The 22379-nt window shown below is 69.0% G+C and carries 16 protein-coding genes and 1 pseudogene; 11 read left to right on the plus strand and 6 right to left on the minus strand.

Annotation, left to right across the window (positions count from 1 at the left end):
• The first annotated feature begins 85 nt into the window (after positions 1-85).
• The 7 genes from IG194_RS12705 to IG194_RS12735 all read left to right on the plus strand — a co-directional run bounded on the left by IG194_RS12705 (position 86) and on the right by IG194_RS12735 (position 8723).
• Positions 86-1336 (plus strand): sarcosine oxidase subunit beta, encoded by a 1251-nt coding sequence (locus IG194_RS12705; protein ID WP_009614658.1) that lies wholly within the window; start codon positions 86-88, stop codon positions 1334-1336.
• Between the two features lie 13 nt (positions 1337-1349).
• On the plus strand, positions 1350-1673 hold the full coding sequence (locus IG194_RS12710) for a sarcosine oxidase subunit delta (protein ID WP_009614657.1): 324 nt from the start codon (positions 1350-1352) through the stop codon (positions 1671-1673).
• Positions 1674-1675: 2 nt separating this feature from the next.
• Complete coding sequence (locus tag IG194_RS12715) at positions 1676-4696, plus strand: sarcosine oxidase subunit alpha (protein ID WP_058487869.1); 3021 nt, start codon at positions 1676-1678, stop codon at positions 4694-4696.
• 109 nt (positions 4697-4805) lie between these two features.
• Positions 4806-5441: a sarcosine oxidase subunit gamma gene (locus IG194_RS12720; RefSeq protein WP_009614655.1), complete on the plus strand. Its 636-nt coding sequence runs from the start codon at positions 4806-4808 to the stop codon at positions 5439-5441.
• Between the two features lie 55 nt (positions 5442-5496).
• Entirely contained in the window at positions 5497-6354 is an 858-nt protein-coding gene (gene purU, locus IG194_RS12725; RefSeq protein ID WP_058073090.1) for a formyltetrahydrofolate deformylase, read from the plus strand.
• Between the two features lie 154 nt (positions 6355-6508).
• Entirely contained in the window at positions 6509-7708 is a 1200-nt protein-coding gene (gene fdhA, locus IG194_RS12730; protein ID WP_058487870.1) for a formaldehyde dehydrogenase, glutathione-independent, read from the plus strand.
• 442 nt (positions 7709-8150) lie between these two features.
• The gene (locus tag IG194_RS12735) at positions 8151-8723 is read left to right on the plus strand and encodes a DUF1993 family protein (protein WP_058487871.1); all 573 of its coding nucleotides are present in this window, start codon (positions 8151-8153) and stop codon (positions 8721-8723) included.
• Between the two features lie 7 nt (positions 8724-8730).
• Here the strand turns inward: IG194_RS12735 and IG194_RS12740 are convergent, their stop codons facing one another.
• The 6 genes and pseudogenes from IG194_RS12740 to IG194_RS12760 all read right to left on the minus strand — a co-directional run bounded on the left by IG194_RS12740 (position 8731) and on the right by IG194_RS12760 (position 15587).
• On the minus strand, positions 8731-9843 hold the full coding sequence (locus IG194_RS12740; protein WP_058487872.1) for a class II histone deacetylase: 1113 nt from the start codon (positions 9841-9843) through the stop codon (positions 8731-8733).
• Entirely contained in the window at positions 9840-11231 is a 1392-nt protein-coding gene (locus IG194_RS12745) for a purine-cytosine permease family protein (RefSeq protein WP_058487873.1), read from the minus strand. The genes IG194_RS12740 and IG194_RS12745 overlap by 4 nt, the downstream gene beginning before the upstream one ends.
• Positions 11232-11292: 61 nt before the next feature.
• Positions 11293-12327, minus strand: coding sequence for an ABC transporter substrate-binding protein (locus IG194_RS12750; RefSeq protein ID WP_009614645.1), 1035 nt, complete (start codon positions 12325-12327; stop codon positions 11293-11295).
• A 228-nt stretch (positions 12328-12555) separates the two neighbouring features.
• Complete coding sequence (locus tag IG194_RS12755) at positions 12556-13938, minus strand: aspartate aminotransferase family protein (RefSeq protein WP_009614644.1); 1383 nt, start codon at positions 13936-13938, stop codon at positions 12556-12558.
• A 39-nt stretch (positions 13939-13977) separates the two neighbouring features.
• Positions 13978-14051 (minus strand): annotated as a pseudogene (locus IG194_RS33310) (hypothetical protein); the annotation flags it as partial.
• Between the two features lie 45 nt (positions 14052-14096).
• Positions 14097-15587, minus strand: a complete 1491-nt coding sequence (locus IG194_RS12760) for an aldehyde dehydrogenase (RefSeq protein ID WP_058487874.1) — start codon at positions 15585-15587, stop codon at positions 14097-14099.
• A gap of 286 nt (positions 15588-15873) precedes the next feature.
• Between IG194_RS12760 and IG194_RS12765 the strand changes: the two genes are divergently transcribed.
• The 4 genes from IG194_RS12765 to IG194_RS12780 all read left to right on the plus strand — a co-directional run bounded on the left by IG194_RS12765 (position 15874) and on the right by IG194_RS12780 (position 22121).
• On the plus strand, positions 15874-16809 hold the full coding sequence (locus IG194_RS12765; protein WP_009614641.1) for a LysR family transcriptional regulator: 936 nt from the start codon (positions 15874-15876) through the stop codon (positions 16807-16809).
• 292 nt (positions 16810-17101) lie between these two features.
• Positions 17102-18130, plus strand: a complete 1029-nt coding sequence (locus tag IG194_RS12770) for a DUF5924 family protein (protein ID WP_058487875.1) — start codon at positions 17102-17104, stop codon at positions 18128-18130.
• A gap of 73 nt (positions 18131-18203) precedes the next feature.
• Positions 18204-19043, plus strand: coding sequence for an acyl-CoA thioesterase (locus tag IG194_RS12775; RefSeq protein ID WP_058487876.1), 840 nt, complete (start codon positions 18204-18206; stop codon positions 19041-19043).
• 114 nt (positions 19044-19157) lie between these two features.
• Complete coding sequence (locus IG194_RS12780; protein ID WP_058487877.1) at positions 19158-22121, plus strand: autotransporter domain-containing protein; 2964 nt, start codon at positions 19158-19160, stop codon at positions 22119-22121.
• The last annotated feature ends 258 nt before the right edge of the window (positions 22122-22379 follow it).

Consider the following 22379-nt stretch of genomic DNA (forward strand, 5'->3'; position numbering starts at 1 on the left):
TGCCCGCGAATGGCCGAAAGCATCGCGGGCAGGGCCCGCTCCTACAGGTAGAACGCCGCGACACGAGATTTTCAGGAGCACCCACATGCAACGCTACTCCGGCTTCGGCCTGTTAAAGCACTCACTGAGCCACCACGAGAACTGGCAGCGCATGTGGCGCACGCCCACGCCCAAGCCGGTGTACGACGTGGTCATCGTCGGCGGCGGCGGCCACGGCCTGGCCACGGCCTACTACCTGGCCAAGGAACACGGCATCCGCAACATCGCGGTGGTGGAGAAGGGTTGGCTGGGCGGCGGCAACACCGCGCGCAACACCACCATCGTCCGCTCCAACTACCTGTGGGACGAGTCGGCGCAGCTCTACGAGCACGCCATGAAGCTATGGGAAGGCCTGTCCCAGGACCTCAACTACAACGTCATGTTCTCCCAGCGCGGCGTCTACAACCTCTGCCACACCCTGCAGGACATGCGCGACGGCGAGCGCCGCGTCAGCGCCAACCGCCTCAACGGCGTGGACGGCGAGCTGCTGAACGCCCAGCAGGTGGCCGAGGAAATCCCCTACCTGAACTGCACCAAGAGCGCCCGCTATCCGATCATGGGCTCCACCGTGCAGCGCCGCGGCGGCGTGGCCCGCCACGATGCGGTGGCCTGGGGCTTCGCCCGCGCCGCCGACGCCCTGGGCGTGGACCTGATCCAGCAGACCGAGGTCATCGGCTTCCGCAAGCAGGACGGCGCGGTGATCGGCGTCGAGACCAACCGCGGCTTCATCGGCGCCAAGCGCGTCGGCGTGGTCACCGCGGGCAACTCCGGGCACATGGCCAAGCTCGCCGGCTTCCGCCTGCCGATCGAATCGCACCCGCTGCAGGCGCTGGTTTCCGAGCCGCTGAAGCCGATCATCGACAGCGTCATCATGTCCAACGCCGTGCACGGCTACATCAGCCAGTCGGACAAGGGCGACCTGGTCATCGGCGCCGGCATCGACGGCTACAACGGCTACGGCCAGCGCGGCTCCTACCCGGTGATCGAGCACACCCTGCAGGCCATCGTCGAGATGTTCCCGGTGCTCTCCCGCGTGCGCATGAACCGCCAGTGGGGCGGCATCGTCGACACCACCCCGGACGCCTGCCCGATCATCGGCAAGACGCCGGTGAAGAACCTGTTCTTCAACTGCGGCTGGGGCACCGGCGGCTTCAAGGCCACCCCCGGCTCGGGCAACGTCTTCGCCGCCACCCTGGCGACCGGCGAGCCGCACCCGCTGGCCGCACCCTTCTCCATCGAACGTTTCCACAGTGGCGCGCTCATCGACGAGCACGGCGCTGCGGCAGTAGCTCACTAAGAGGGCCTTCACCATGTTGCATATCTTCTGCCCTCACTGCGGCGAGCTGCGCTCCGAAGAGGAATTCCACGCCAAGGGCCAGGCGCACATCCCGCGCCCGCTGGACCCCGGCGCCTGCACCGACGAGGAGTGGGGCGACTACATGTTCTTCCGCGACAACCCGCGCGGCATCCACCACGAGCTGTGGGTGCACGCCGCCGGCTGCCGGCAGTACTTCAACGCCACCCGCCACACCGTGACCTACGAGATCCTCGAAACCTACAAGATCGGCGAGAAACCCAGCGTGACCAGCGCCGAGAAGAAACCCGCCGCCCAGCCCGCAGTCGCGAAGGCCTGAACATGAGCCAGATCAATCGCCTTTCCCGTGGCGGTCGCATCGACCGCAGCAAGCCGCTGACCTTCACCTTCAACGGCCAGCAATACCAGGGCTTCGCCGGCGACAGCCTGGCCGCCGCCCTGCTGGCCAACGGCGTCGACGTGGTCGGCCGCAGCTTCAAGTACTCCCGCGCCCGCGGCATAGTCGCGGCCGGCGCCGAGGAGCCCAACGCCATCCTGCAGATCGGCTCGCGCGAGGCCACCCAGGTGCCCAACGTGCGCGCCACCCAGCAGGCCCTGTACCCGGGCCTGGTGGCCAGCAGCACCAACGGCTGGCCGAACGTGCAGAACGACCTGATGGGCGTGTTCGGCAAGGTCGGCGGCAAGATGATGCCCCCCGGCTTCTACTACAAGACCTTCATGTACCCGCAGTCCATGTGGCTGACGTACGAGAAGTACATCCGCAAGGCCGCGGGCCTTGGCCGCGCGCCCACCGAGGTCGACCCGGACAGCTACGACTGGATGAACCGCCACTGCGACGTGCTGGTGGTCGGCGCCGGCCCCGCGGGCCTGGCCGCTGCCCTGGCCGCTGCGCGCACCGGTGCCCGGGTGATCCTGGCCGACGAGCAGGAAGAGTTCGGCGGCAGCCTGCTGGACACCCGCGAGACCCTCGACGGCAAGCCCGCCGCCGAATGGGTGGCGCAGGTGCTGGCCGAGCTGAAGTCGCTGCCGGAAGTCGTGCTGCTGCCGCGCGCCACGGTGAACGGCTACCACGACCACAACTTCCTCACCATCCACGAGCGCCTGACCGACCACCTCGGTGAAACCGCGCCGCTGGGCCAGGTGCGCCACCGTGTGCACCGCGTGCGCGCCAAGCGCGTGGTGCTCGCCGCCGGCGCCCACGAGCGGCCGCTGGTGTACGCCAACAACGACCTGCCGGGCAACATGATGGCCGGCGCGGTCTCCACCTACGTGCGCCGCTACGGCGTGGCGCCGGGCAAGAAGCTGGTGCTCTCCACCAACAACGACTACGCCTACCGCGTGGCCCTGGACTGGCAGGAAGCCGGCCTGGAAGTGGTGGCCATCGCCGACGCCCGCGCCAACCCGCGCGGCGAGTGGGTGGAAGAAGCCCGCAAGCGCGGCATGCGCGTCATCACCGGCAGCGCGGTGATCGAAGCCCGCGGCGGCAAGCGCGTGAGCGGCGCGAAAATCGCCGCCATCGACCCCATCCGCCTGAAGGTCACCGCCCCCGGCGACTGGCTGGACTGCGACCTGATCGCCAGCTCCGGCGGCTACAGCCCGGTGGTGCACCTGGCCTCGCACCTGGGCGGCAAGCCCGAGTGGCGCGAGGACATCCTCGCCTTCGTCCCCGGCGAAGGCCTGCAGAAGCGCATCTGCGCAGGCGCCGTGAACGGCGTGTTCCGCCTCGCCGACAACCTGCAGGACGGCTACAACGCCGGCACCCAGGCCGCCGAGGACGCCGGCTTCAAGGCCGTCGCAGGCGAGCTGCCGAAGGCTTCCGAGCGGGTCGAGGAGCCGACCGTGGCGCTGTTCCAGGTGCCCCACGAGAAGCCCACTTCCCGCGCGCCCAAGCAGTTCGTCGACCCGCAGAACGACGTCACCGCCGCGGCCATCGAGCTGGCCTGCCGCGAGGGCTTCGAGTCCATCGAGCACGTCAAGCGCTACACCGCGCTGGGCTTCGGCACCGACCAGGGCAAGCTGGGCAACATCAACGGCCTGGCCATCGCCGCCCGCGCCCAGGGCAAGAGCATCGCCGAGACCGGCACCACCATGTTCCGCCCGAACTACACCCCGGTGACCTTCGGCGCCGTGGCCGGCCGCCACTGCGGCCACCTGTTCGAGCCGGTGCGCTTCACCGCCCTGCACGCCTGGCACGTGAAGAACGGCGCCGAGTTCGAGGACGTCGGCCAGTGGAAGCGCCCCTGGTACTTCCCCAAAGCCGGCGAGGACATGCACGCCGCCGTGGCCCGCGAATGCCGCGCGGTGCGCGAGTCGGTGGGCCTGCTGGACGCCTCCACCCTGGGCAAGATCGACATCCAGGGCCCGGACGCCCGCGAGTTCCTCAACCGCGTCTACACCAACGCCTGGACCAAGCTGGACGTGGGCAAGGCCCGCTACGGCCTGATGTGCAAGGAAGACGGCATGGTCTTCGACGACGGCGTGACCGCGTGCCTGGCGGACAACCACTTCGTCATGACCACCACCACCGGCGGCGCCGCCCGCGTGCTGGAGTGGCTGGAGCTGTACCACCAGACCGAATGGCCGGAGCTGAAGGTGTACTTCACCTCGGTCACCGACCACTGGGCCACCCTGACCCTGTCCGGCCCCAACAGCCGCAAGCTGCTGGCCGAGGTCACCGACATCGACCTGGACAAGGACGCCTTCCCCTTCATGACCTGGAAGGAAGGCAAGGTGGCCGGCGTGCCGGCGCGGGTATTCCGCATCTCCTTCACCGGCGAGCTCTCCTACGAGGTGAACATCCAGGCCAACTACGCCATGGGCGTGCTGGAAGCCATAGTCGAGGCCGGCAAGAAGTACGACCTGACCCCATACGGCACCGAGACCATGCACGTGCTGCGCGCCGAGAAGGGCTTCATCATTGTCGGCCAGGACACCGACGCCTCGGTGACCCCGGACGACCTCAACATGGGTTGGGCCGTGGGCCGCACCAAGCCCTTCTCGTGGATCGGCTGGCGCGGCATGAACCGCGCCGACTGCCTGCGCGAAGACCGCAAGCAACTGGTCGGGCTGAAACCCACCAACCCCATGGACGTGCTGCCCGAAGGCGCCCAGCTGGTATTCACCACCCAGCAGTCGATCCCGATGAACATGGTCGGCCACGTCACCTCCAGCTACATGAGCAGCACCCTCGGCTACGGCTTCGCCCTGGCGGTGGTCAAGGGCGGCCTCAAGCGCATGGGCGAGAAGGTCTACGCGCCCCTGGTCGACGGCCGGGTGATTGAGGCGGAAATCTGCAGCTCGGTGTTCTACGACCCGAAAGGCGAACGGCAGAATGTGGATTAAGAGCAGCTGCAAGCGGTAAGCGACAAGCCGCAAGCGAAGGCCGAGCCCTCCTCCGCCAGGAGGAGGGCGTCAGGATTCCAGGGCGCACGGCGCCCCAAGGTGAATACGAATGAGCAAGGCAAACCTCTACCAGCAATGCCCCGAAGCCGGGGTGAAAGTCGAGACCCCGCTGCACCACGCCGAGCTGGACAAGCTCGCCGGCCGCAGCGTCGCCAACGCCGGCATCACCCTGCGCGAGAAGAAGCTGCTGGGCCACCTGACCCTGCGCGGCAGCGCCCATGACGCGGCCTTCGCCGAAGGCGTGCACAAGGCCCTGGGCCTGGAGCTGCCGGTGGCCCTGGGCCTGGTAGCCAAGGGCGAGGTCTCGCTGCAGTGGCTGGGCCCGGACGAGTGGCTGCTGATCGTCCCCGGCGGCGAGGAATTCACTGTTGAGAAGAAACTGCGCGAAACCCTCGGCGAAGACCTGCACTACTCGGTGGTCAACGTCAGCGGCGGGCAGACCCTGCTGGAACTCACCGGGCCGAAGGTGCGCGAACTGCTGATGAAGTCCACCAGCTACGACGTGCACCCGAGCAACTTCCCGGTGGGCAAGGCGGTGGGCAGCATCTTCGCCAAGTCCCAGTGCGTGATCCGCCACACCGGCGAGGACACCTGGGAACTGGTGGTGCGCCGCAGCTTCGCCGACTACTTCTGGCTGTGGCTGCAGGACGCCAGCGCCGAGTACGGCCTGCAGATCGCCGCCTGATCCCGGCGGGCGGGCCACCCGGCCCGCCCTCCCGCGTCGCCACCGGAGCCATGTCATGAGCCGCACCCCCGATACCTGGATCCTCACCGCCGACAGCCCGAGCCTGCTCGGCACCGTCGACGTGGTGACGCGCCACCTGTTCGAACAGCAGTGCTACGTCACCGAGCACCACTCCTTCGACGACCGCCTGGCCCAGCGCTTCTTCATCCGCGTGGAGTTCCGCGCCCCGCCCGGCTTCGACGAGGCGGCCTTCCGCGCCAGCCTGGCCGAGCGCGTCGAGCCCTTCCAGATGAAGACCGAACTGACCCCGCCGGGCTACCGCAGCAAGGTGGTGATCATGGTCTCCAAGGCCGACCACTGCCTGAACGACCTGCTCTACCGCCAGCGCATCGGCCAGCTGCCGATGGACGTGGCGGCGGTGGTCTCCAACCATCCGGACCTGGAGCCCCTGGCGCGCTGGCACGGCATTCCCTACCACCACTTCGCCCTCGACCCGCAGGACAAGGCCGCCCAGGAAGCCAAGGTGTGGCAGGTGATCGAGCAAAGCGGCGCGGAACTGGTGATCCTCGCCCGCTACATGCAGGTGCTCTCCCCCGAGCTGTGCCGCAGGCTGGACGGCTGGGCGATCAACATCCACCACTCGCTGCTGCCCGGCTTCAAGGGCGCCAAACCCTATCACCAGGCCTACCAGAAGGGCGTCAAGCTGGTCGGCGCCACCGCCCACTACATCAACAACGACCTCGACGAGGGCCCGATCATCGCCCAGGGCGTCGAGGCCGTGGACCACGCCCACTACCCCGAGGACCTGATCGCCAAGGGCCGCGACGTCGAGTGCCTGACCCTGGCGCGGGCGGTGGGCTACCACATCGAGCGGAGGGTGTTCCTCAACGCGAATCGGACGGTGGTTCTCTAAAAAGAGCAGTTGGAAGCGGGAAGCCTGAAGCTGGAAGCATGCGGCCTGGCTTCAAGCTTCGCGCTTTGAGCTTCCAGCTCGAATTCCCAGTGCAAAGCCGCGTGGCCGCCGCGCCGCGCATTTGTACCCACAACGACAAAAAAGAGGAATGCGTATGTCTGGCAATCGTGGTGTGGTTTATCTCGGCCCAGGTAAGGTCGAAGTTCAGAACATCCCCTATCCCAAGATGCAGGACCCGCAAGGCCGGCAGATCGACCACGGGGTGATCCTGCGGGTGGTCTCCACCAACATCTGCGGCTCCGACCAGCACATGGTGCGCGGCCGCACCACCGCGCCCACCGGCCTGGTGCTGGGCCACGAGATCACCGGCGAGGTGGTGGAGATCGGCCGCGGCGTGGAAACCATGAAGATCGGCGACCTGGTCTCGGTGCCCTTCAACGTCGCCTGCGGCCACTGCCGCACCTGCAAGGAACAGCACACCGGCGTCTGCCTGACGGTCAACCCGGCCCGCGCCGGCGGCGCCTACGGCTACGTCGACATGGGCGGCTGGGTCGGCGGCCAGGCCGAATACGTGCTGGTGCCCTACGCCGACTTCAACCTGCTGAAGCTGCCGGACCGCGAGAAGGCCATGGAGAAGATCCGCGACCTGACCTGCCTGTCCGACATCCTGCCCACCGGCTACCACGGCGCGGTCACCGCCGGCGTCGGCCCGGGCAGCAGCGTGTACATCGCCGGCGCAGGTCCCGTCGGCCTGGCGGCTGCGGCTTCTGCCCGCCTGCTGGGCGCCGCGGTGGTGATCATCGGCGACGTCAACCCGACCCGCCTGGCCCACGCCAAGGCCCAGGGCTTCGAGATCGCCGACCTGTCCAGGGACACCCCGCTGCACGAGCAGATCGCCGACCTGCTGGGCGAGCCGGAAGTGGACTGCGCGGTCGACGCGGTGGGCTTCGAGGCCCGCGGCCACGGCCATTCCGGTTCGCAGCACGAGGCCCCGGCCACCGTGCTCAACTCGCTGATGGGCATCACCCGGGTGGCCGGCCAGATCGGCATCCCGGGCCTGTACGTCACCGAGGACCCGGGCGCGGTGGACGACGCCGCCAAGCACGGCAGCCTGAGCATCCGCTTCGGCCTGGGCTGGGCCAAGTCGCACAGCTTCCATACCGGACAGACCCCGGTGATGAAGTACAACCGCCAGCTGATGCAGGCGATCATGTGGGACCGCATCAAGATCGCCGACATCGTCGGGGTGGAAGTCATCACCCTGGACGAGGCGCCGAAAGGCTACGGCGAGTTCGATGCCGGCGTGCCGAAGAAATTCGTCATCGACCCGCACAACCTGTTCCGCGCCGCCTGAGCCGCGGCCAGCGCTCCAACCGCGGCGTCCCCCGCCGCGGTTTCTCTCCAGGGGAGCCTTCGGGCTCCCTCTTTTTTTGCGCCGCATTCCCCTGTAGGAGCGCGCCCTGCGCGCGAATCGCGGGCAGGGCCCGCTCCTACGGTAAACATGACGCCCCGTGCCTCAACGGCCCCTCACCCTAAGAGGGGACCGTTCGGCGTGTGCGGGGAGGCTGGAGTCAGCCGGAGACAAAGGACTCACAGCCAGCACGCGCCGCATGCTCTTCGTAGGATGGGTATCGCTTTGCTCAACCCATCCTACGAAAAGCCGTGCTTCCCTGGAGGTGTAGGAGCGGACTCCGTCCGCGATATCCACAGCAGGCCAAGTACGACAGGGACTTCATGGCGCAGCACGGCCGGCGAGCCCGGACTAAGCTGACGGCTCCCCTTTCCCGGAGCCCGCCATGCCGCTGACCAGCCTTCTCGTCCCCTCGTTCACCCACATGCTCACGAACCTCTCGCAATGGCTCGACAAGGCCGCCGCCCATGAAAGCGCCGCCGGCAACGACGTCGACGAACTGATGGCGCAACGCCTGGCGCCGGACATGTACCCGCTGGCCGCGCAGGTGCGTTTCGCCTGCTTCCAGGCGCTGGAGCCGACCTACCGCCTACGCGGCCTGGCCGTTCCACAGGCGTGGCTGCAGGTGCGCAACGACGGCTGGGCGTCGAACGAGCGGCCGGGCACCCTGGCGGATGCCCGGGCCTGCATCGCCGAAGCGCTGGCAGCGCTCGCCGACCTGCCCGGCGATGCGCTCGATGGCAGGCCCGAGGCGCCGATCGCGCTCGACCTGCCCAACGGCATCATCTTCGACATGGACAGCCAGCAGTACGCCCGCGACTGGTCGTTCCCGCAGTTCTATTTCCACTGCATCACCGCCTACGCCATCCTGCGCAGCCTGGGTATCGAACTGGGCAAGGCCGACTACGTCGCGCACGTGCTGGCTTACCTGCGCCCGGGCACGCTGCCGCAGACTTGATCCCGGCCTACAGGCCGAGCTTCTGCGCCATGCGCTCGATGGCCTGGCGCTGGAAGGCGCGGAAGTCCGCGTCCGGCTGCTGGCCTTCGAGCATCGGCAGGAAGGGGTCGACCACCTCGGTGGCCGCCCCGGCCAGTTCCTCGATCACCGCGTGACCGCAGAAGGGCACGTAGGCTTCGGCGTAGCCGCCCTCGTGGACCAGCACCAGGCGCCCGTCGCACAGGCGCTCGGCGGCCTCGCGCACGCTGGCGGTGAGGGCGCGGAAGGTCTCGCTGTGGGCGAGCATGCGCGCCAGCGGGTCCACGCCGTTGGCGTCGAAGCCGCAGGCGACCACGATCAGCTCCGGGCGGAAGCGCTCCAGGGCCGGCACTATGATGCGCTGCATGGCATGGCGATAGGCGTCGTCGCCGCTGCCGGGGTACAGCGGTACGTTGACGTTGGCGCCCAGGCCGGCGCCTTCGCCCTGCTCTTCCACCGCGCCGGAACCGACCGGGAAGCAGTCGGCCTGGTGGATCGACAGGCTCAGCACGTCGTCGCGGCCATAGAAGATCGACTGGGTGCCGTTGCCGTGGTGCACGTCCCAGTCCAGCACGGCGACGCGGCGGATGCCGTGGCGCGCCTTCGCCGCCTCCACCGCCACGGCGATGTTGGCCAGGTAGCAGAAGCCCATGCCGCGGTCGGCCAGGCAATGGTGGCCCGGCGGCCGCGACAGCGCGTAGGCGTTGTCCAGCTCGCCGCTGAGCACCGCGTCCACCGCGGCGATGGCCAGCCCGGCGGACTGCCGGGCGATCTCGTAGGTGCCGGGGCCGACCATGGCCTCCTCGCCCAGCTCGCCGTGGCCGGCGTCGCTCATGGCCTTGAAACGTTGCAGGTAGTCCAGCGGGTGGACGCGCAGCAGGTCCTCCTCGCTGGCCAGCGGCGCGCTGGAAAGCTTGAGCTTCGCGCTCAGGCCCGACACATCCATCAGGCTCTTCAGCCGCCGCTTGCTCTCCGCCGACTCGGCATGGCCGCTGCCGGCCGGCGGCTGCAACCAGCCGCCCACCGGGAGGATCAGCGCATGCAGCCCGGCGGCGTGCCAGAAGCAGCGCTCGTCGAAGAAGAACCCGGTCCGGCGGCTCATGCGCGGGCCTCCGCCAGGGCGCGCTGGCGCTTGCGGCTGAACACCCAGTAGACCGGCGAGACCACGCCCAGGCCGACGATCCAGGAAATGTCGGCGCCGTTCATGGCGCGCGCCACCACCCCGGTGTACAGCTCGGTGGACATGAACGGCACCTGCACCAGGATGCCCAGCACGTAGCAGTTCACCGCGGTCCAGTTGAAGGTGCCGTAGATGCCGCCGTCGCGGCGGAAGAACGACAGCACGTCGTATTGGCCGTGGGCGACCAGGTAGTAGTCGACCAGGTTGATCGCGCTCCAGGGCACCAGCACATAGAGCAGCAGGAGGATGAAGTTGGTGTAGTTGGCCATGAAGTCGTCCTGGCCGAGCAGGGCGATGGCCAGCGAGCCGCCGAACAGGCTCAGGGCGATCAGCGCGCGCCAGCCGGCGCCGGCCGCCCAGGCCGGGATCAGCGTCTGGCCGACGGTGATCGCCGAGAGCGTGCCGCAGTACAGGTTCATGGCGTTGGTGGCGGCGATGCCGATGGAGAACACCGCCACCAGCACGGCGCTGAAGCCGCCGGTCATGCCGATCAGCCCGGCGACCACGTCGCCGCCGTCCAGGCACAGGCCGACGATCACGCCCAGGACCATGGGCAGGATCGAACCCAGGCAGCAGCCCCAGTAGCTGGACCAGAACGCGGTGCGCGCGCCGGTGTCCTGCGGCATGTAGCGCGAGTAGTCGGAAACGTAGGGGGCATAGGCCAGCTGCCAGAGCGCGGCGATCGACAGCGCGCCGAGGAAGCCCGGCAGGTTGAAGCCGTTGCGCTGCAGGAAGTCCGCCGGCAGGCCGTGGATGAACAGCACCCAGGCGAAGCTGACCAGCAGCACCGCGCCGGACAGCCAGGACATCAGCCGGGTGTAGCCGTGGATCAGGCGGTAGCCGAAGACGGTGGCGACGACGCTGACCGCGCCCACCAGCAGGATGCCGGCGTTGGTGGCCACGGCCGGGAAGCGCGCGTGCAGCGTCTGGCCGCCGAGCACCAGGTTGGAGGCGAAGAAGCCCAGGTACATGATCACCACCAGGGCCACCACCAGCAGCGAGCCGAAGGAGCCGAACTGGCCGCGCGTCTGCACCATCTGCGGCACGCCCAGCTGCGGGCCCTGGGCCGAGTGCAGGGCCATGAACACCCCGCCCACCAGGTTGCCCAGCACCAGCGCCAGCAGCGCGGCGACGAAGGACAGCTGGAACACGGTGACGGCCAGCGCCCCCGTGACCACGGTGAGCAGCATGATGTTGCTGCCGAACCAGATGGTGAAGAGGTCGCGGGCGCGGCCGTGGCGTTCGTGCCGGGCGATGGGCTGGATGGTGCTCAGCTCCAGGGTCGCCGCCGGGGTTTGCGTCGTTGTCATTGTGGTTCTCGCAAGGCAAAGCGGTGCCCGGCGCGCCGGGCACTCGGGTTGGCCGGGGGCCTTAGCGGGCCGCCCAGGCGTTGAAGCGCAGTTCCAGTTCCTCGCCGTGGTCGACCCAGAAGGCCGAGTCCACCGAGCGGGCGCCCTGCAGGTTGGCCGGGGCGGTGGGCAGCGCGGCCTGCACGTCGGCCGGCAGCAGTTCCAGGGTGCCCTTGTGCACCGGGCCGTAGGGGATGTTCTCGGAGAACACCTTCTGCGTCTGCGGCTGGCTGGCGAAGGCGATGAACTTCTCGGCCAGGGCCTTGTTCGGCGTGCCCTTGACCACCGCCCAGTATTCCGGGTCGTAGAGGCTGCCCGGCCAGACGATGGCCAGCGGCACGCCTTCCTTCTGCGCGGCGGCGATGCGGCCGTTGTAGGCGGCGCTCATCACCACGTCGCCGGCGGCCAGCCACTGCGGCGGTTGCGCGCCGGCTTCCCACCACTGGATGTAGGGCTTGATCTCGTCGAGTTTCCTGAAGGCGCGGCTGACGCCCTCGGGGGTGCCCAGCACCTTGTACAGGTCCTCGGGCTTCACGCCGTCGGCCAGCAGGGCCACTTCCAGGGTGTACTTTGCGCCCTTGCGCAGGCCGCGCTTGCCCGGGTAGTCCTTGACGTTCCAGAAGTCCGCCCAGGAGGTCGGCGCCTTGGCCAGGCGCTTGCTGTCGTAGGCCATGACCATCGACCAGACGTAGGTGGCCACGCCGCACTCGCTGAAGGTGCCGGGGACGAACTGCGACTCGTCGCCGATGGCGGCCGGGTCGATGCGCTCGAACAGGCCCTCGTCGCAGCCGCGCAGCAGCTCGGGGCTTTCCACCTCGACCACGTCCCAGGTGACCTTGCCGACGTTGACCATGGCCTTCACCTTGGCCATCTCGCCATTGTACTCGCCGGCGATCACCTTGCCGGCGCCGCTGGCATCGAAGGGTTTGAAGTAGGCCTTGTCCTGGGCGGCCTTGGTGGCGCCGCCGAAGGAGATCACCGTGAGATCCTGCGCCTGGGCGGCGCCGGTGGCGGCGAGGACCGCGCAGGCGAGGATGCAATGCAAGGACGATTTCATGGAACGAACTCCCACAGCCGGTTGGCGTTGTTGGTTTGGATTGCTGGGCAGTTGCCGAACGGGCGGCAAAAAGGTTCCACCGCGCGGGTCTGCGTGGGCCCGCGGCGTTGTTGTTCGGTTGTGGCGAAGGGCGCTGCTCGCAGGAGGGGATGTGCGCGGCGATACCCATCGACGGGTATCGCTGCGCTCAACGCCATCCTACGGAAGGCAGCGCCTGCGAGACTGGCGTCAGAGCACGCCGATCTCTTTCGCGGTGCGGTCCACCGCGATGCGCGTCTTGTCCACCAGCTCGTCCAGCTCGGCGCGGCCGGCGACCAGGGCCGGGGCCATGATCATGCGGCCGAGGGTGGAGCGGATGATCACGCCTTCCTCGAAGCCGATGGTGCGGCAGCGCCAGGCCAGGTCGTTCTCGTTGTCGAAGCGCTTGCGGGTGGCCTTGTCCTGCACGAACTGTAGCGCCGCCACCAGGCCGGCGCCCTGGATCTCGCCGATCAGCGGGTGGTTGCCGAACACCTCGCGCAGGCACTGCTGCAGGTAGGGGCCGGTGTCGTTCTTGACCTGGGTGACGATGCCCTCGTCGCGCAGCGCCTTGAGGTTGGCCACGGCCACCGCCGCCGCCACCGGGTGGCCGGAGTAGGTCAGGCCGTGGGCGAACACGCCGCCCTGCTCCACCAGCACCTCGGCGATGCGCTTGCTCAGCACCAGGCCGCCCATGGGGATGTAGCCGCTGGTCAGGCCCTTGGCGATGGACAAGGTGTCCGGCTCGAAGCCGAAGTGCTGGTGGGCGAACCATTCGCCGGTGCGGCCGAAGCCGCCGATCACTTCGTCGGCGCACAGCAGCACGTCGTACTTGCGGCAGATGCGCTGGATTTCCGGCCAGTAGCTCTCCGGCGGGAAAATCATGCCGCCGGCGCCCTGGAACGGCTCGGCGATGAAGCCGGCGACGTTCTCGGCGCCCAGCTCGAGGATCTTGTCTTCCAGCTGCTGCGCGCAGCGGCGGCCGAATTCCTCGGGGGTGAGGTCGCCGCCGTTGGCGAACCAGTAGGGTTCGTCGATGTGGGCGATGTCCGGGATCATCCCGCCCATCTCGTGCATGAACTTCATGCCGCCCAGCGCGGTGGCCGCCAGGGTCGAGCCGTGGTAGCCGTTCCAGCGGCCGATCATGATCTTCTTCTGCGGCTTGCCGAGGATCTGCCAGTAGCGGCGCACGGTGCGGATCAGCACCTCGTTGGATTCGGAGCCGGAGTTGGTGTAGATGGCGTGGCTGTAGTGGCCCGGCACCAGGCTGAAGAGCAGCTCGGACAGCTCGATCACCGCCGGGTGGGTGGTGTGGAAGAACATGTTGTAGTACGGCAGCTGGTCCATCTGCGCGCTCGCCGCGGCGGTCAGGTCCTTGCGCCCGTAGCCCAGCTGGGTGCACCACAGGCCGGACATGCCGTCCAGGTAGCGGTTGCCGTCGTTGTCCCACAGGTACAGGCCCTCGCCGCGCACCATCACCCGCGGGCCTTCGGCGTTCAGCGCCTTCTGGTCGAGGAAGGCGTGGATGTGGTGGGCCGCGTCGGCCGCCTGGTAGTCACGGGTTTCGCGTTGCGCTTTGGTGTTGTCGGTCATCGACTTTCTCCTAGTTCCCTCGGCGGTGCTCCGGCAGCCGGCCTGAGGGGTTTGCAGGGGATCGAGGGCGACGGACTTACCTGGGCAGTCTCACCGGCCGTCTCGAGCGGTTCGCCGGGGCAGCACGGGCCGGCGGTGCGCCGGCCCCGGGCCTGCCCTCAGCGCAGCTGGAACCAGGTGGTTTTCAGCTGGGTGTACTTGTCGAACGAATGCAGCGACAGGTCGCGGCCGAAGCCGGACTGCTTGCCGCCGCCGAAGGGGATGGCCGGGTCCAGCGCGTCCACGGTGTTCACCGACACGGTGCCGACGTTCAACCGGCCGGCCACGCGGTGGGCACGGTTGAGGTCGTCGCTCCACACCGAGGCGGCCAGGCCGAAGGGGCTGTCGTTGGCCAGGCGCAGGGCCTCGTCCTCGCTGTCGAAGGCGGTCACCGCCAGCACCGGGCCGAAGACTTCCTCGCGGGCCAGGCGCTGCTGCGGGTCGACGTTGGTGAAGATGGTCGGCTCGATGAAGTTGCCCGAGCCGTTGAAGCTCAGTTGGCGGCCGCCGCAAGCCAGGGTAGCGGCGCTGCCGCGGGTTTCCTCGATGAAGCGCAGGATGCTGGCGGTCTGCTTGGCGTCGACGATGGCGCCGGCGCGGCTGGCCGGGTCCAGCGGGTCACCCGGGGCCCAGTCGCGGGCCTTGGCGATCAGGCGCTCGACGAATTCGTCGTGGATGGAGCGCTCCACCAGCAGCCGCGAGTTGGCCGAGCAGACCTCGCCCTGGTTGAAGAAAATGCCGAATGCCGCTTTTTCAGCCGCAAGATCGAGGTCGCGGCAATCGGCGAACACGAGGTTCGGGCTCTTGCCGCCACACTCCAGCCATACCTGCTTGAGGTTGGACTGGGCGGAATACTGCATGAAGTACTTGCCCACTTCGGTGGAGCCGGTGAACACCAGGCAGTCCACGTCCGGGTGCAGGCCCAGGGCCTTGCCGGCGTGCTCGCCGAGGCCCGGCACCACGTTCAGCACGCCCTCGGGCAGGCCGGCCTCCAGGGCCAGCTCGGCCAGGCGCAGGGCCGAGAACGGCGACTGCTCGGCCGGCTTGAGCACCACCGAGTTGCCGGCGGCCAGGGCCGGGGCCAGTTTCCAGGCGGCCATGTCGAGGGGGAAGTTCCACGGCACCACGGCGCCGATCACGCCCAGGGGCGCGCGGGTGATGGTGGCCAGGGCGTTGGGCGCGGTCGGGGCGACCTGGTCGTAGAGCTTGTCCAGGGCCTCGGCGTACCAGGAAAAGACGCCGGCGGCGCCGGGCACGTCGATGTTCCAGGCGTCCATCACCGGCTTGCCCATGTTCAGCGAGTCCAGCAGGGCCAGCTCGTCGCGGTGGGCCAGCATCAGCTCGGCCAGCTTCAGCAGCACGGCCTTGCGCTCGCGCGGCGCCATGCGCGCCCAGGGGCCCTGCTCGAAGGCACTGCGGGCGCTGCGTACGGCAGCGTCGACCTCGGCCGCGCCGCAAGCAGCGACGTTGGCCAGCAGGCGGTTGGTGGCCGGGTCGATGGATGCGAAGGTGGCGCCGTCGGCGGCGGCCATGCGGCGGCCATCGATCAGGGCGGCGTCGATGAAGGTCTGGCGGGCTGCACGCTGCTGCCAGTCGCTGAGTTGATACACCAGGGCACTCCTGCTCACGAGCAATTATTGTTTTGTTCTGTGGTACCCCTGATGGTCGCGCATGCTCCGGCGGAGGAAAAATATTAAATATGTCTTCGGGGTATATGAAAAAGCTGGGCAGGCGCGCACCGGCAAAGTGCGCCATGCTGGGTTATGGTGCGGCACCTGGAGGCGCCTCGGCGCTCCCCGGCGCAGGCCGGCGGGCCCGATCCTTGCTTTCCGATGAACCGATGACACAACGAGAGCGCGCACGCCACCGGCGAAGCCGCGCCATAGAGGTCTTGCAGTGGCTTCCTATACCTTGCGGCAATTGAAGTATTTCGTGACCACAGTGGAATGCGGCAGCGTGGCCGAGGCCTCGCGCAAGCTCTACATCGCCCAGCCGTCGATCTCCACGGCGATCAAGGGCCTGGAAGAGAGCTTCGGCGTGCAGCTGTTCATCCGCCACCACGCCCAGGGCGTGTCCCTCACCCCCAGCGGCGCGCGCTTCTACCGCAAGGCCCAGGAACTGCTGCGCATGGCCCACGAGTTCGAGCAGAACGCCCTGGCCGACAACGACGTGGTGGCCGGGCAGATCGACCTGGCCTGCTTCGAGACGGTAGCGCCGCTGTACCTGCCGCGGCTGATCGCCGGCTTCCGCGAGCGCTACCCGGGGGTGGAGATCCGCATCCGCGACGGAGAGCAGCAGGAACTGGTGCAGGGCCTGACCTCCGGGCGCTTCGACCTGGCCCTGCTGTACCGCCACGACCTCGACGGCACCATCGAGACCGAGCCGCTGATGCCGGCGCAGCGCCCCTACGCCCTGCTCCCGGCCGACCACCGCTTCGCCCGCCAGGCCCAGGTGTCGCTGCGCGACCTGGCGCTGGAACCGATGATCCTGCTCGACGTGCAACCCAGCCGCACCTACTTCGTGAGCATCTTCGAGGAACTGGGGCTGACGCCGAACATCGCCTTCAGCTCGCCCTCCATCGAGATGGTGCGCGGCATGGTCGGCCAGGGCTTCGGCTTCTCGGTGCTGGTCACCCGGCCGCATTCGGAATGCACCTACGACGGCAAGAAGGTGGTGATGGTGAACATCGCCGAAGACGTCAGCGCCTCCGGCCTGGTGGCCGCCTGGCTCAAGCGCGCCCAGCTGACCAAGCCGGCGCGGCTGTTCGTCGACTATGCCCGCGAGGAGTTGAGTGGCGGGGTGGCGTCAGAGCCCGCACACAAGCCTTCGTAGGATGGGTTGAGCGGAGCGATACCCATCCTACGGGGCTGAATGCCAACCCTTGTAGGAGCGGGCCCTGCCCGCGATTCGCGCGCAGGGCGCGCTCCTACGGGGAATGGCGCGGGTGGCGCAGCGTAGGAGCGGATCTCATCCGCGAATCGCGCCGGAGCCTCCGGCTATCGCGGACAAGGTCCTACGTCTCAGGCGGGCACGGCCTCTACCCTCCGTCCAGCGCCGCTGCCCCGCGCCCGGCACAAGCGCTACAATCCCCGCCCTTCCGGTTGTCCGGCTTCGGCCCTTCGTCATGCTTGTGTTGAAATCCCGCGTGCAGCGCCTGATCGCGCTGGCCCTCTCGCTCCTCGAACGCTACCCGCGGCTGGTCGCCCTGTTCGGCTTCTGCTCGGGGCTGTTCAGCTTCATGATGGTCGACCGCCACCGCGCCGGCTTCGCCCGCGCCATGGCCATCGTCATGCTGGTCAGCTGGCTCTGGCTGATGCTCGAGAACCTGCTCACCCAGCGCTTCAAGGAGCGCTTCGGCTGGTCGGTGCCGCCGGGGCTGCTGCGCTACGCGACCCAGCTGATCCACCAGGAAAGCCTGTTCTTCGTCCTGCCGTTCTTCTTCGTCACCACCACCTGGAACAGCGGCCAGGCCCTGTTCACCGGCGTGCTGGGGCTGGCCGGGCTGATCGCCATCACCGACCCGGTCTACTACAAGTGGCTGGCGCCGCGGCGCTGGACCTTCCTCGGCTACCACACCCTGACGCTGTTCGCCGTGCTGCTCACCGCGCTGCCGCTGATCCTCCAGCTGAGCACCCCGGAAAGCTACCGCTGGGCCCTGGGCATCGCCGTGGCGCTGTCCTTCCCCAGCCTGGTGGTGTCGGTGGGCATCCACAAGTGGTGGCGCTGGTTCGCCCTGCTCGGCCTGACCCTGTGCATCGGCGTGGTCGGCTGGTTCGGCCGCGCCTGGGTGCCGCCGTCCACCCTGTGGCTGGCGGAAATGGCGGTCACCGAGCAGTTCGACAACAGCCAGCGCACCCCCGGCGACAGCGTCGAGCAGGTCGGCGCCGCGCAGATCCGCGCCCAGGGCCTCTACGCCTACACCGCCATCAGCGCGCCGCGCGGCCTGGACGAGCGCATCTTCCACGTGTGGCTGCACAACGGCCAGGAAGTCGACCGCATCGCCCTGGACATCCACGGCGGCCGCGAGGCCGGCTACCGCGCCTGGACGCACAAGCAGAACTTCCCCGCCGACCCGACCGGGCGCTGGCAGGTGCAGGTGATCACCGAGGTCGGCCAGGTGATCGGCACCCTGCGTTTCGAGGTCACGCCCTGACCGCCCGGTTCGCTTGACCGCGCCCGGGCCGCTCCCCTAAAAGGACCGGATACCCGCGCCGAGAGCACCGAGCATGACCGACTCCGCCCTGCACCCCTTCGACCGCGCCCTGGCCCTGGAAGCCGACGCCCGCGACGCCGACCTGTTCCACGGCCACACCAGCGCCGACTACTGGAACATGGTCGGGCCCTTCGGCGGCATCACCGCCGCCACCCTGCTGCAGGCCGTGCTGCGCCACCCGCGGCTGCTCGGCGCGCCCGTCGCGCTGACGGTGAACTTCGCCGCCGCCATCGAGGCCGGCGCCTTCGCCGTGCGCGCCACGCCGATCCGCACCAACCGCTCCACCCAGCACTGGCTGCTGCAACTGAGCCAGGTGGACGGCGACGGCGTGGAGCAGGTCTCCACCACCGGCACCGCGGTCACCGCCCTGCGCCGCGAGACCTGGAGCGAACTCGACCTGGCGCGCCCGCAGGCCACGGCGCCGGCGCAGACGCCGCCGCTGAACACCAGCGGCAAGGGCGTGGCCTGGGCGCAGCAGTACGAGATGCGCGCCATCGACGGCGCCTTCCCCAGCACCTGGGACGGCAGCGGCGAGCACAGCCGCACCCGCCTCTGGCTGCGCGACGCCCAGCCGCGGGCGCTGGACTTCCCGGCCCTGGCGGCAATGAGCGACATTTTCTACCCGCGCGTATGGCTGCGCCGTGCCACCCCGGTGCCGGCCGGCACCGTGTCGATCACCACCTACTTCCACACCGACGCCGCGCAGTTGGCCGAAGTCGGCAGCGGCTACCTGCTCGGCGAGGCCCGCGGCCAGGCCTTCCGCAACGGCTACTTCGACCAGGCCGCGGAGCTGTGGAGCGAGGCCGGCGAGCTGCTCGCCACCAGCAACCAGATCGTCTACTACAAGCAGTGACGGCAGGGCCGGGCGCCCCGCGCCCGGCCTTGGCAAAAAGCCAGCATGGTTACAAAAACGTAAGATTGCATCGCTATAAACGACGGCCACTTCCAGAAGAAAAAGGTCGTCGCCATGTCGTTCAAGCCTTCTCCGCTGGCGTTCAGCATCGCCCTCGTCTTCAGCGCCGGCGCCCACGCCGCGCCCGCCGGCCCCATCGTCATCAGCACGCCCAGCACCAGCAAGCAGACGCTCTCCGGCGAGGCCAGCCTGCAGGTCACCGCAAGCGGCAGCATCACCGCCAGCGACAAGACCGTCGCCCTGAAGGACGCCACCAGCGGCGCTGGCGTGGTGGTCGACAACAGCGGGCAGATCACCGCCACCAGCGGCCGCGCCATCGAAAGCTCGGGCAACGCCGCGACCACCCGCAACTACCGGATCTACAACCGCGCCGGCGCCGGCATCAGCGCCAGCGACGACGCGGTGCGGGTGAAGGACGGCTTCGACAGCGGCAGCCTGCTGCTGGACAACGCCGGCAGCATCCGCTCGGCCACCGGCCAGGCGGTGGACTTCGACGACCTGCGCAGCGGCGTGCCGGTAACCATCATCAACCGCGAGACCGGCGTCATCCACGGCGACGGCAACGACGGCATCCGCCCCGGCGCCAACGCCAGCATCACCAACTACGGCGAGATCAGCAGCGGCGACATGATCGACGCCGACGCCAAGAACGACGGCATCGACTTCCAGGACGCCGAGGGCGGCAGCGTCTACAACCACGGGCTGATCTCCGGCGGCCGCCACGGCATCACCACCGACGTCGGCGCCACCCTGGTCAACTACGCCGACGGCGTGATCATCGGCCGCAACGGCTCGGGCTACGGCTCCGACGGCAACGGCACGGTCAGCAACTACGGGCGCATCACCGGCGCCTACAACGGCCTGGTGCCCGATGGCGACGGCGATGGCGTGGACATCGACCTGATCGGCCACATCGAGAACCACGGGATCATCGAAGGCATAGGCGCGGCCGGCGTCGACAAGGGCGGCCAGCCCAACGGCAGCGAGGGCATCGCCATGGGCGGCGGCAGCGTCTACAACGCCGCCGGCGCGCTGATCAGCGGCGCCAGCCGCGGCATCCTGGTGGACGATGGCTCCGCCGGCAGCGGCTACGGCGCCACCACCCTGGAGAACCACGGCACCATCGAGGGCCTGGCTTCCAGCGGCGTGAGCCTGGTCGGCGACTTCGCCGACAGCGTGATCAACGACGGCCTGATCCACGGCGGCAACGGCATCGCCCTGGAACTGGGCGGCGGCGACGACAGCCTGACGCTGCTCGCCGGCAGCCGCTTCGAAGGCCTGGTGGACGGCGGCGACGGCCATGACCGGGTGAGCTTCGACGACGCCCGCGGCGGCAGCTTCGGCCAGAGCCGCAACTTCGAGCGCCTGGAAGTGCGCCAGGGCGCCTGGACCCTCAGCGGCAGCGGCGATTTCAGCGAAGGCGGCGAAGTCTTCGCCGGCGCCCAGCTGATCAACCAGGGCGGCATCGCCGGCAGCCTGCTGGTGGACAGCGGCGCCAGCTACGCCGGCAGCGGCAGCGTCGGCGGCCTGGACGTCAGCGGCACCCTGCTGGCCAACCCGCAACAGGGCGCCACCCACGTGACCGGCGACCTGGCCCTGCGCAGCGGCTCGACCCTGGCCTACGGCGTGGAGGCCGACGGCAGCCACGCCACTCTGCAAGTGGATGGCAGCGCGACCCTGGACGGCGCGCGCCTGGCCCTGCAAGCCGGGCCCGGCAACTATCCCTGGCAGAGCAGCTATCAGGTGCTGAACGCCAGCGGCGGCGTCAGCGGCCGGTTCGCCGAGGTCAGCAGCAACTTCGCCTTCCTCACCCCGAGCCTCGGCTACGGCGCCAACAGCGTGAACCTGCAACTGACGCGCAACGACGTGCAGTTCGCCGACCTGGCCAGCAGCGGCAACGGCCGCAACGCCGCCAGCGCCCTGCAGGGCCAGGGCATGGGCCAGCTGTACAACGCGCTGATCACCAGCGACGCCGGCAACGCCGGCCGCGCCGTGGAACAGCTGGCCGGCGCCAGCAACGCCAACCTGGCCGCCGCCACCCTGGCCGGCAGCCAGGCGGTGGGCGGCGCCATGCTCGGCGCGCTGCGCCAGCTCGGCGGCGGCCTGCTGGTGGCCAGCGACGAGCGCGACACCCCGCAGCTGGCCGCCCTCGGCGTACCCAGCGAGGCGCGCAACCTGAACGACCCGAACGCCGCCGGCCGCCTCTGGCTGCAAGGCATCGGCAGCCACGGCCAACTGGACGGCGAGCACGGCAGCGGCGACCTCGACCAGGACACCGGCGGCACCTTGCTGGGCGCCGACTGGGCGCTGGACGGCCAATGGCGCCTGGGCGTGCTGGGCGGCTACTCGCACACCGACCTCGACGGCCAGGGCGGCACCTCCGGCGACATCGACAGCTGGCACCTGGGCACCTACGCCCTGCGCCAGGACGGCCCGCTGGCCCTGCGCCTGGGCGCGGCCTACAGCAGCCACGACGGCGAAAGCAAACGCCGCGTCGAGTTCGACGGCTTCAGCGACCGCCCCAAGGGCGACTACGACGCCCACAGCTGGCAGACCTTCGCCGAGGCCGGCTACCAGCTCGGCGACGGCCGCCTGAGCGCCGAGCCCTACGCCAATCTCGGTTACCAGTACTACAAGCGCGACGCCTACGACGAAAAAGGCGGCGCCGCGGCCCTGCACGTGGACGAGCAAAGCCAGCACAACCTCAGCAGCACCCTGGGCCTGCGCACGGCCTGGCTCACCAGCCTGGACAACGGCATGAGCCTGACCCCGCGCCTGGGCCTGGGCTGGCGCCACACCTACGGCGACCTGGACAGCAGCACCCGCCAGGCCTTCCTCGCCGGCGGCGGCGCCTTCAGCGTCCAGGGCACGGCGCTGGACCGCAACAGCCTGCTGCTGGACCTGGGCCTGGACCTGGGCCTGTCGGCCCGCCACAGCATCGGCCTGGCCTACAGCGGCGAGAAAGGCAGCCAGGCGCAGAACCATGCGCTGATCGCGCAGTGGCAGATGGCGTTCTGAAATGCCGCGTAGGGCGTATAACCGTTCGCGGTTATACGCCGTTTCACCTTGGCCCAGCCACGAGCCAGGGTCGACCTGGAGTGACTTCGGCCGTCGCCCAGGTCAGCCTCGGAGTTAGAGACAAGTCCGGTGTAGCGGCGTACAACCGCGAACGGTTGTACGCCCTACGACTGGTAAAGGGTTCTACCGGCAGGGGTCGGTGCTTGAGCTGAAGAGCGCCCTCTCCCTAACCCTCTCCCTGAAGGGAGAGGGGACCGT

Origin of the sequence: Pseudomonas sp. ADPe, assembly GCF_014843515.1 — a bacterium.
GTDB lineage: Bacteria > Pseudomonadota > Gammaproteobacteria > Pseudomonadales > Pseudomonadaceae > Pseudomonas > Pseudomonas citronellolis.

Bases quoted from the DNA above. Each gene is read 5' to 3' on its own strand.
- IG194_RS12755 (WP_009614644.1), bottom strand. From the start codon at position 13,938: ATGACCGACAACACCAAAGCGCAACGCGAAACCCGTGACTACCAGGCG.
- IG194_RS12720 (WP_009614655.1), top strand. From the start codon at position 4,806: ATGAGCAAGGCAAACCTCTACCAGCAATGCCCCGAAGCCGGGGTGAAA.
- IG194_RS12745 (WP_058487873.1), bottom strand. From the start codon at position 11,231: ATGACAACGACGCAAACCCCGGCGGCGACCCTGGAGCTGAGCACCATC.
- IG194_RS12735 (WP_058487871.1), top strand. From the start codon at position 8,151: ATGCCGCTGACCAGCCTTCTCGTCCCCTCGTTCACCCACATGCTCACG.
- IG194_RS12750 (WP_009614645.1), bottom strand. From the start codon at position 12,327: ATGAAATCGTCCTTGCATTGCATCCTCGCCTGCGCGGTCCTCGCCGCC.
- IG194_RS12775 (WP_058487876.1), top strand. From the start codon at position 18,204: ATGACCGACTCCGCCCTGCACCCCTTCGACCGCGCCCTGGCCCTGGAA.
- IG194_RS12710 (WP_009614657.1), top strand. From the start codon at position 1,350: ATGTTGCATATCTTCTGCCCTCACTGCGGCGAGCTGCGCTCCGAAGAG.
- IG194_RS12780 (WP_058487877.1), top strand. From the start codon at position 19,158: ATGTCGTTCAAGCCTTCTCCGCTGGCGTTCAGCATCGCCCTCGTCTTC.
- purU (WP_058073090.1), top strand. From the start codon at position 5,497: ATGAGCCGCACCCCCGATACCTGGATCCTCACCGCCGACAGCCCGAGC.
- IG194_RS12715 (WP_058487869.1), top strand. From the start codon at position 1,676: ATGAGCCAGATCAATCGCCTTTCCCGTGGCGGTCGCATCGACCGCAGC.
- IG194_RS12705 (WP_009614658.1), top strand. From the start codon at position 86: ATGCAACGCTACTCCGGCTTCGGCCTGTTAAAGCACTCACTGAGCCAC.
- IG194_RS12770 (WP_058487875.1), top strand. From the start codon at position 17,102: ATGCTTGTGTTGAAATCCCGCGTGCAGCGCCTGATCGCGCTGGCCCTC.
- fdhA (WP_058487870.1), top strand. From the start codon at position 6,509: ATGTCTGGCAATCGTGGTGTGGTTTATCTCGGCCCAGGTAAGGTCGAA.
- IG194_RS12740 (WP_058487872.1), bottom strand. From the start codon at position 9,843: ATGAGCCGCCGGACCGGGTTCTTCTTCGACGAGCGCTGCTTCTGGCAC.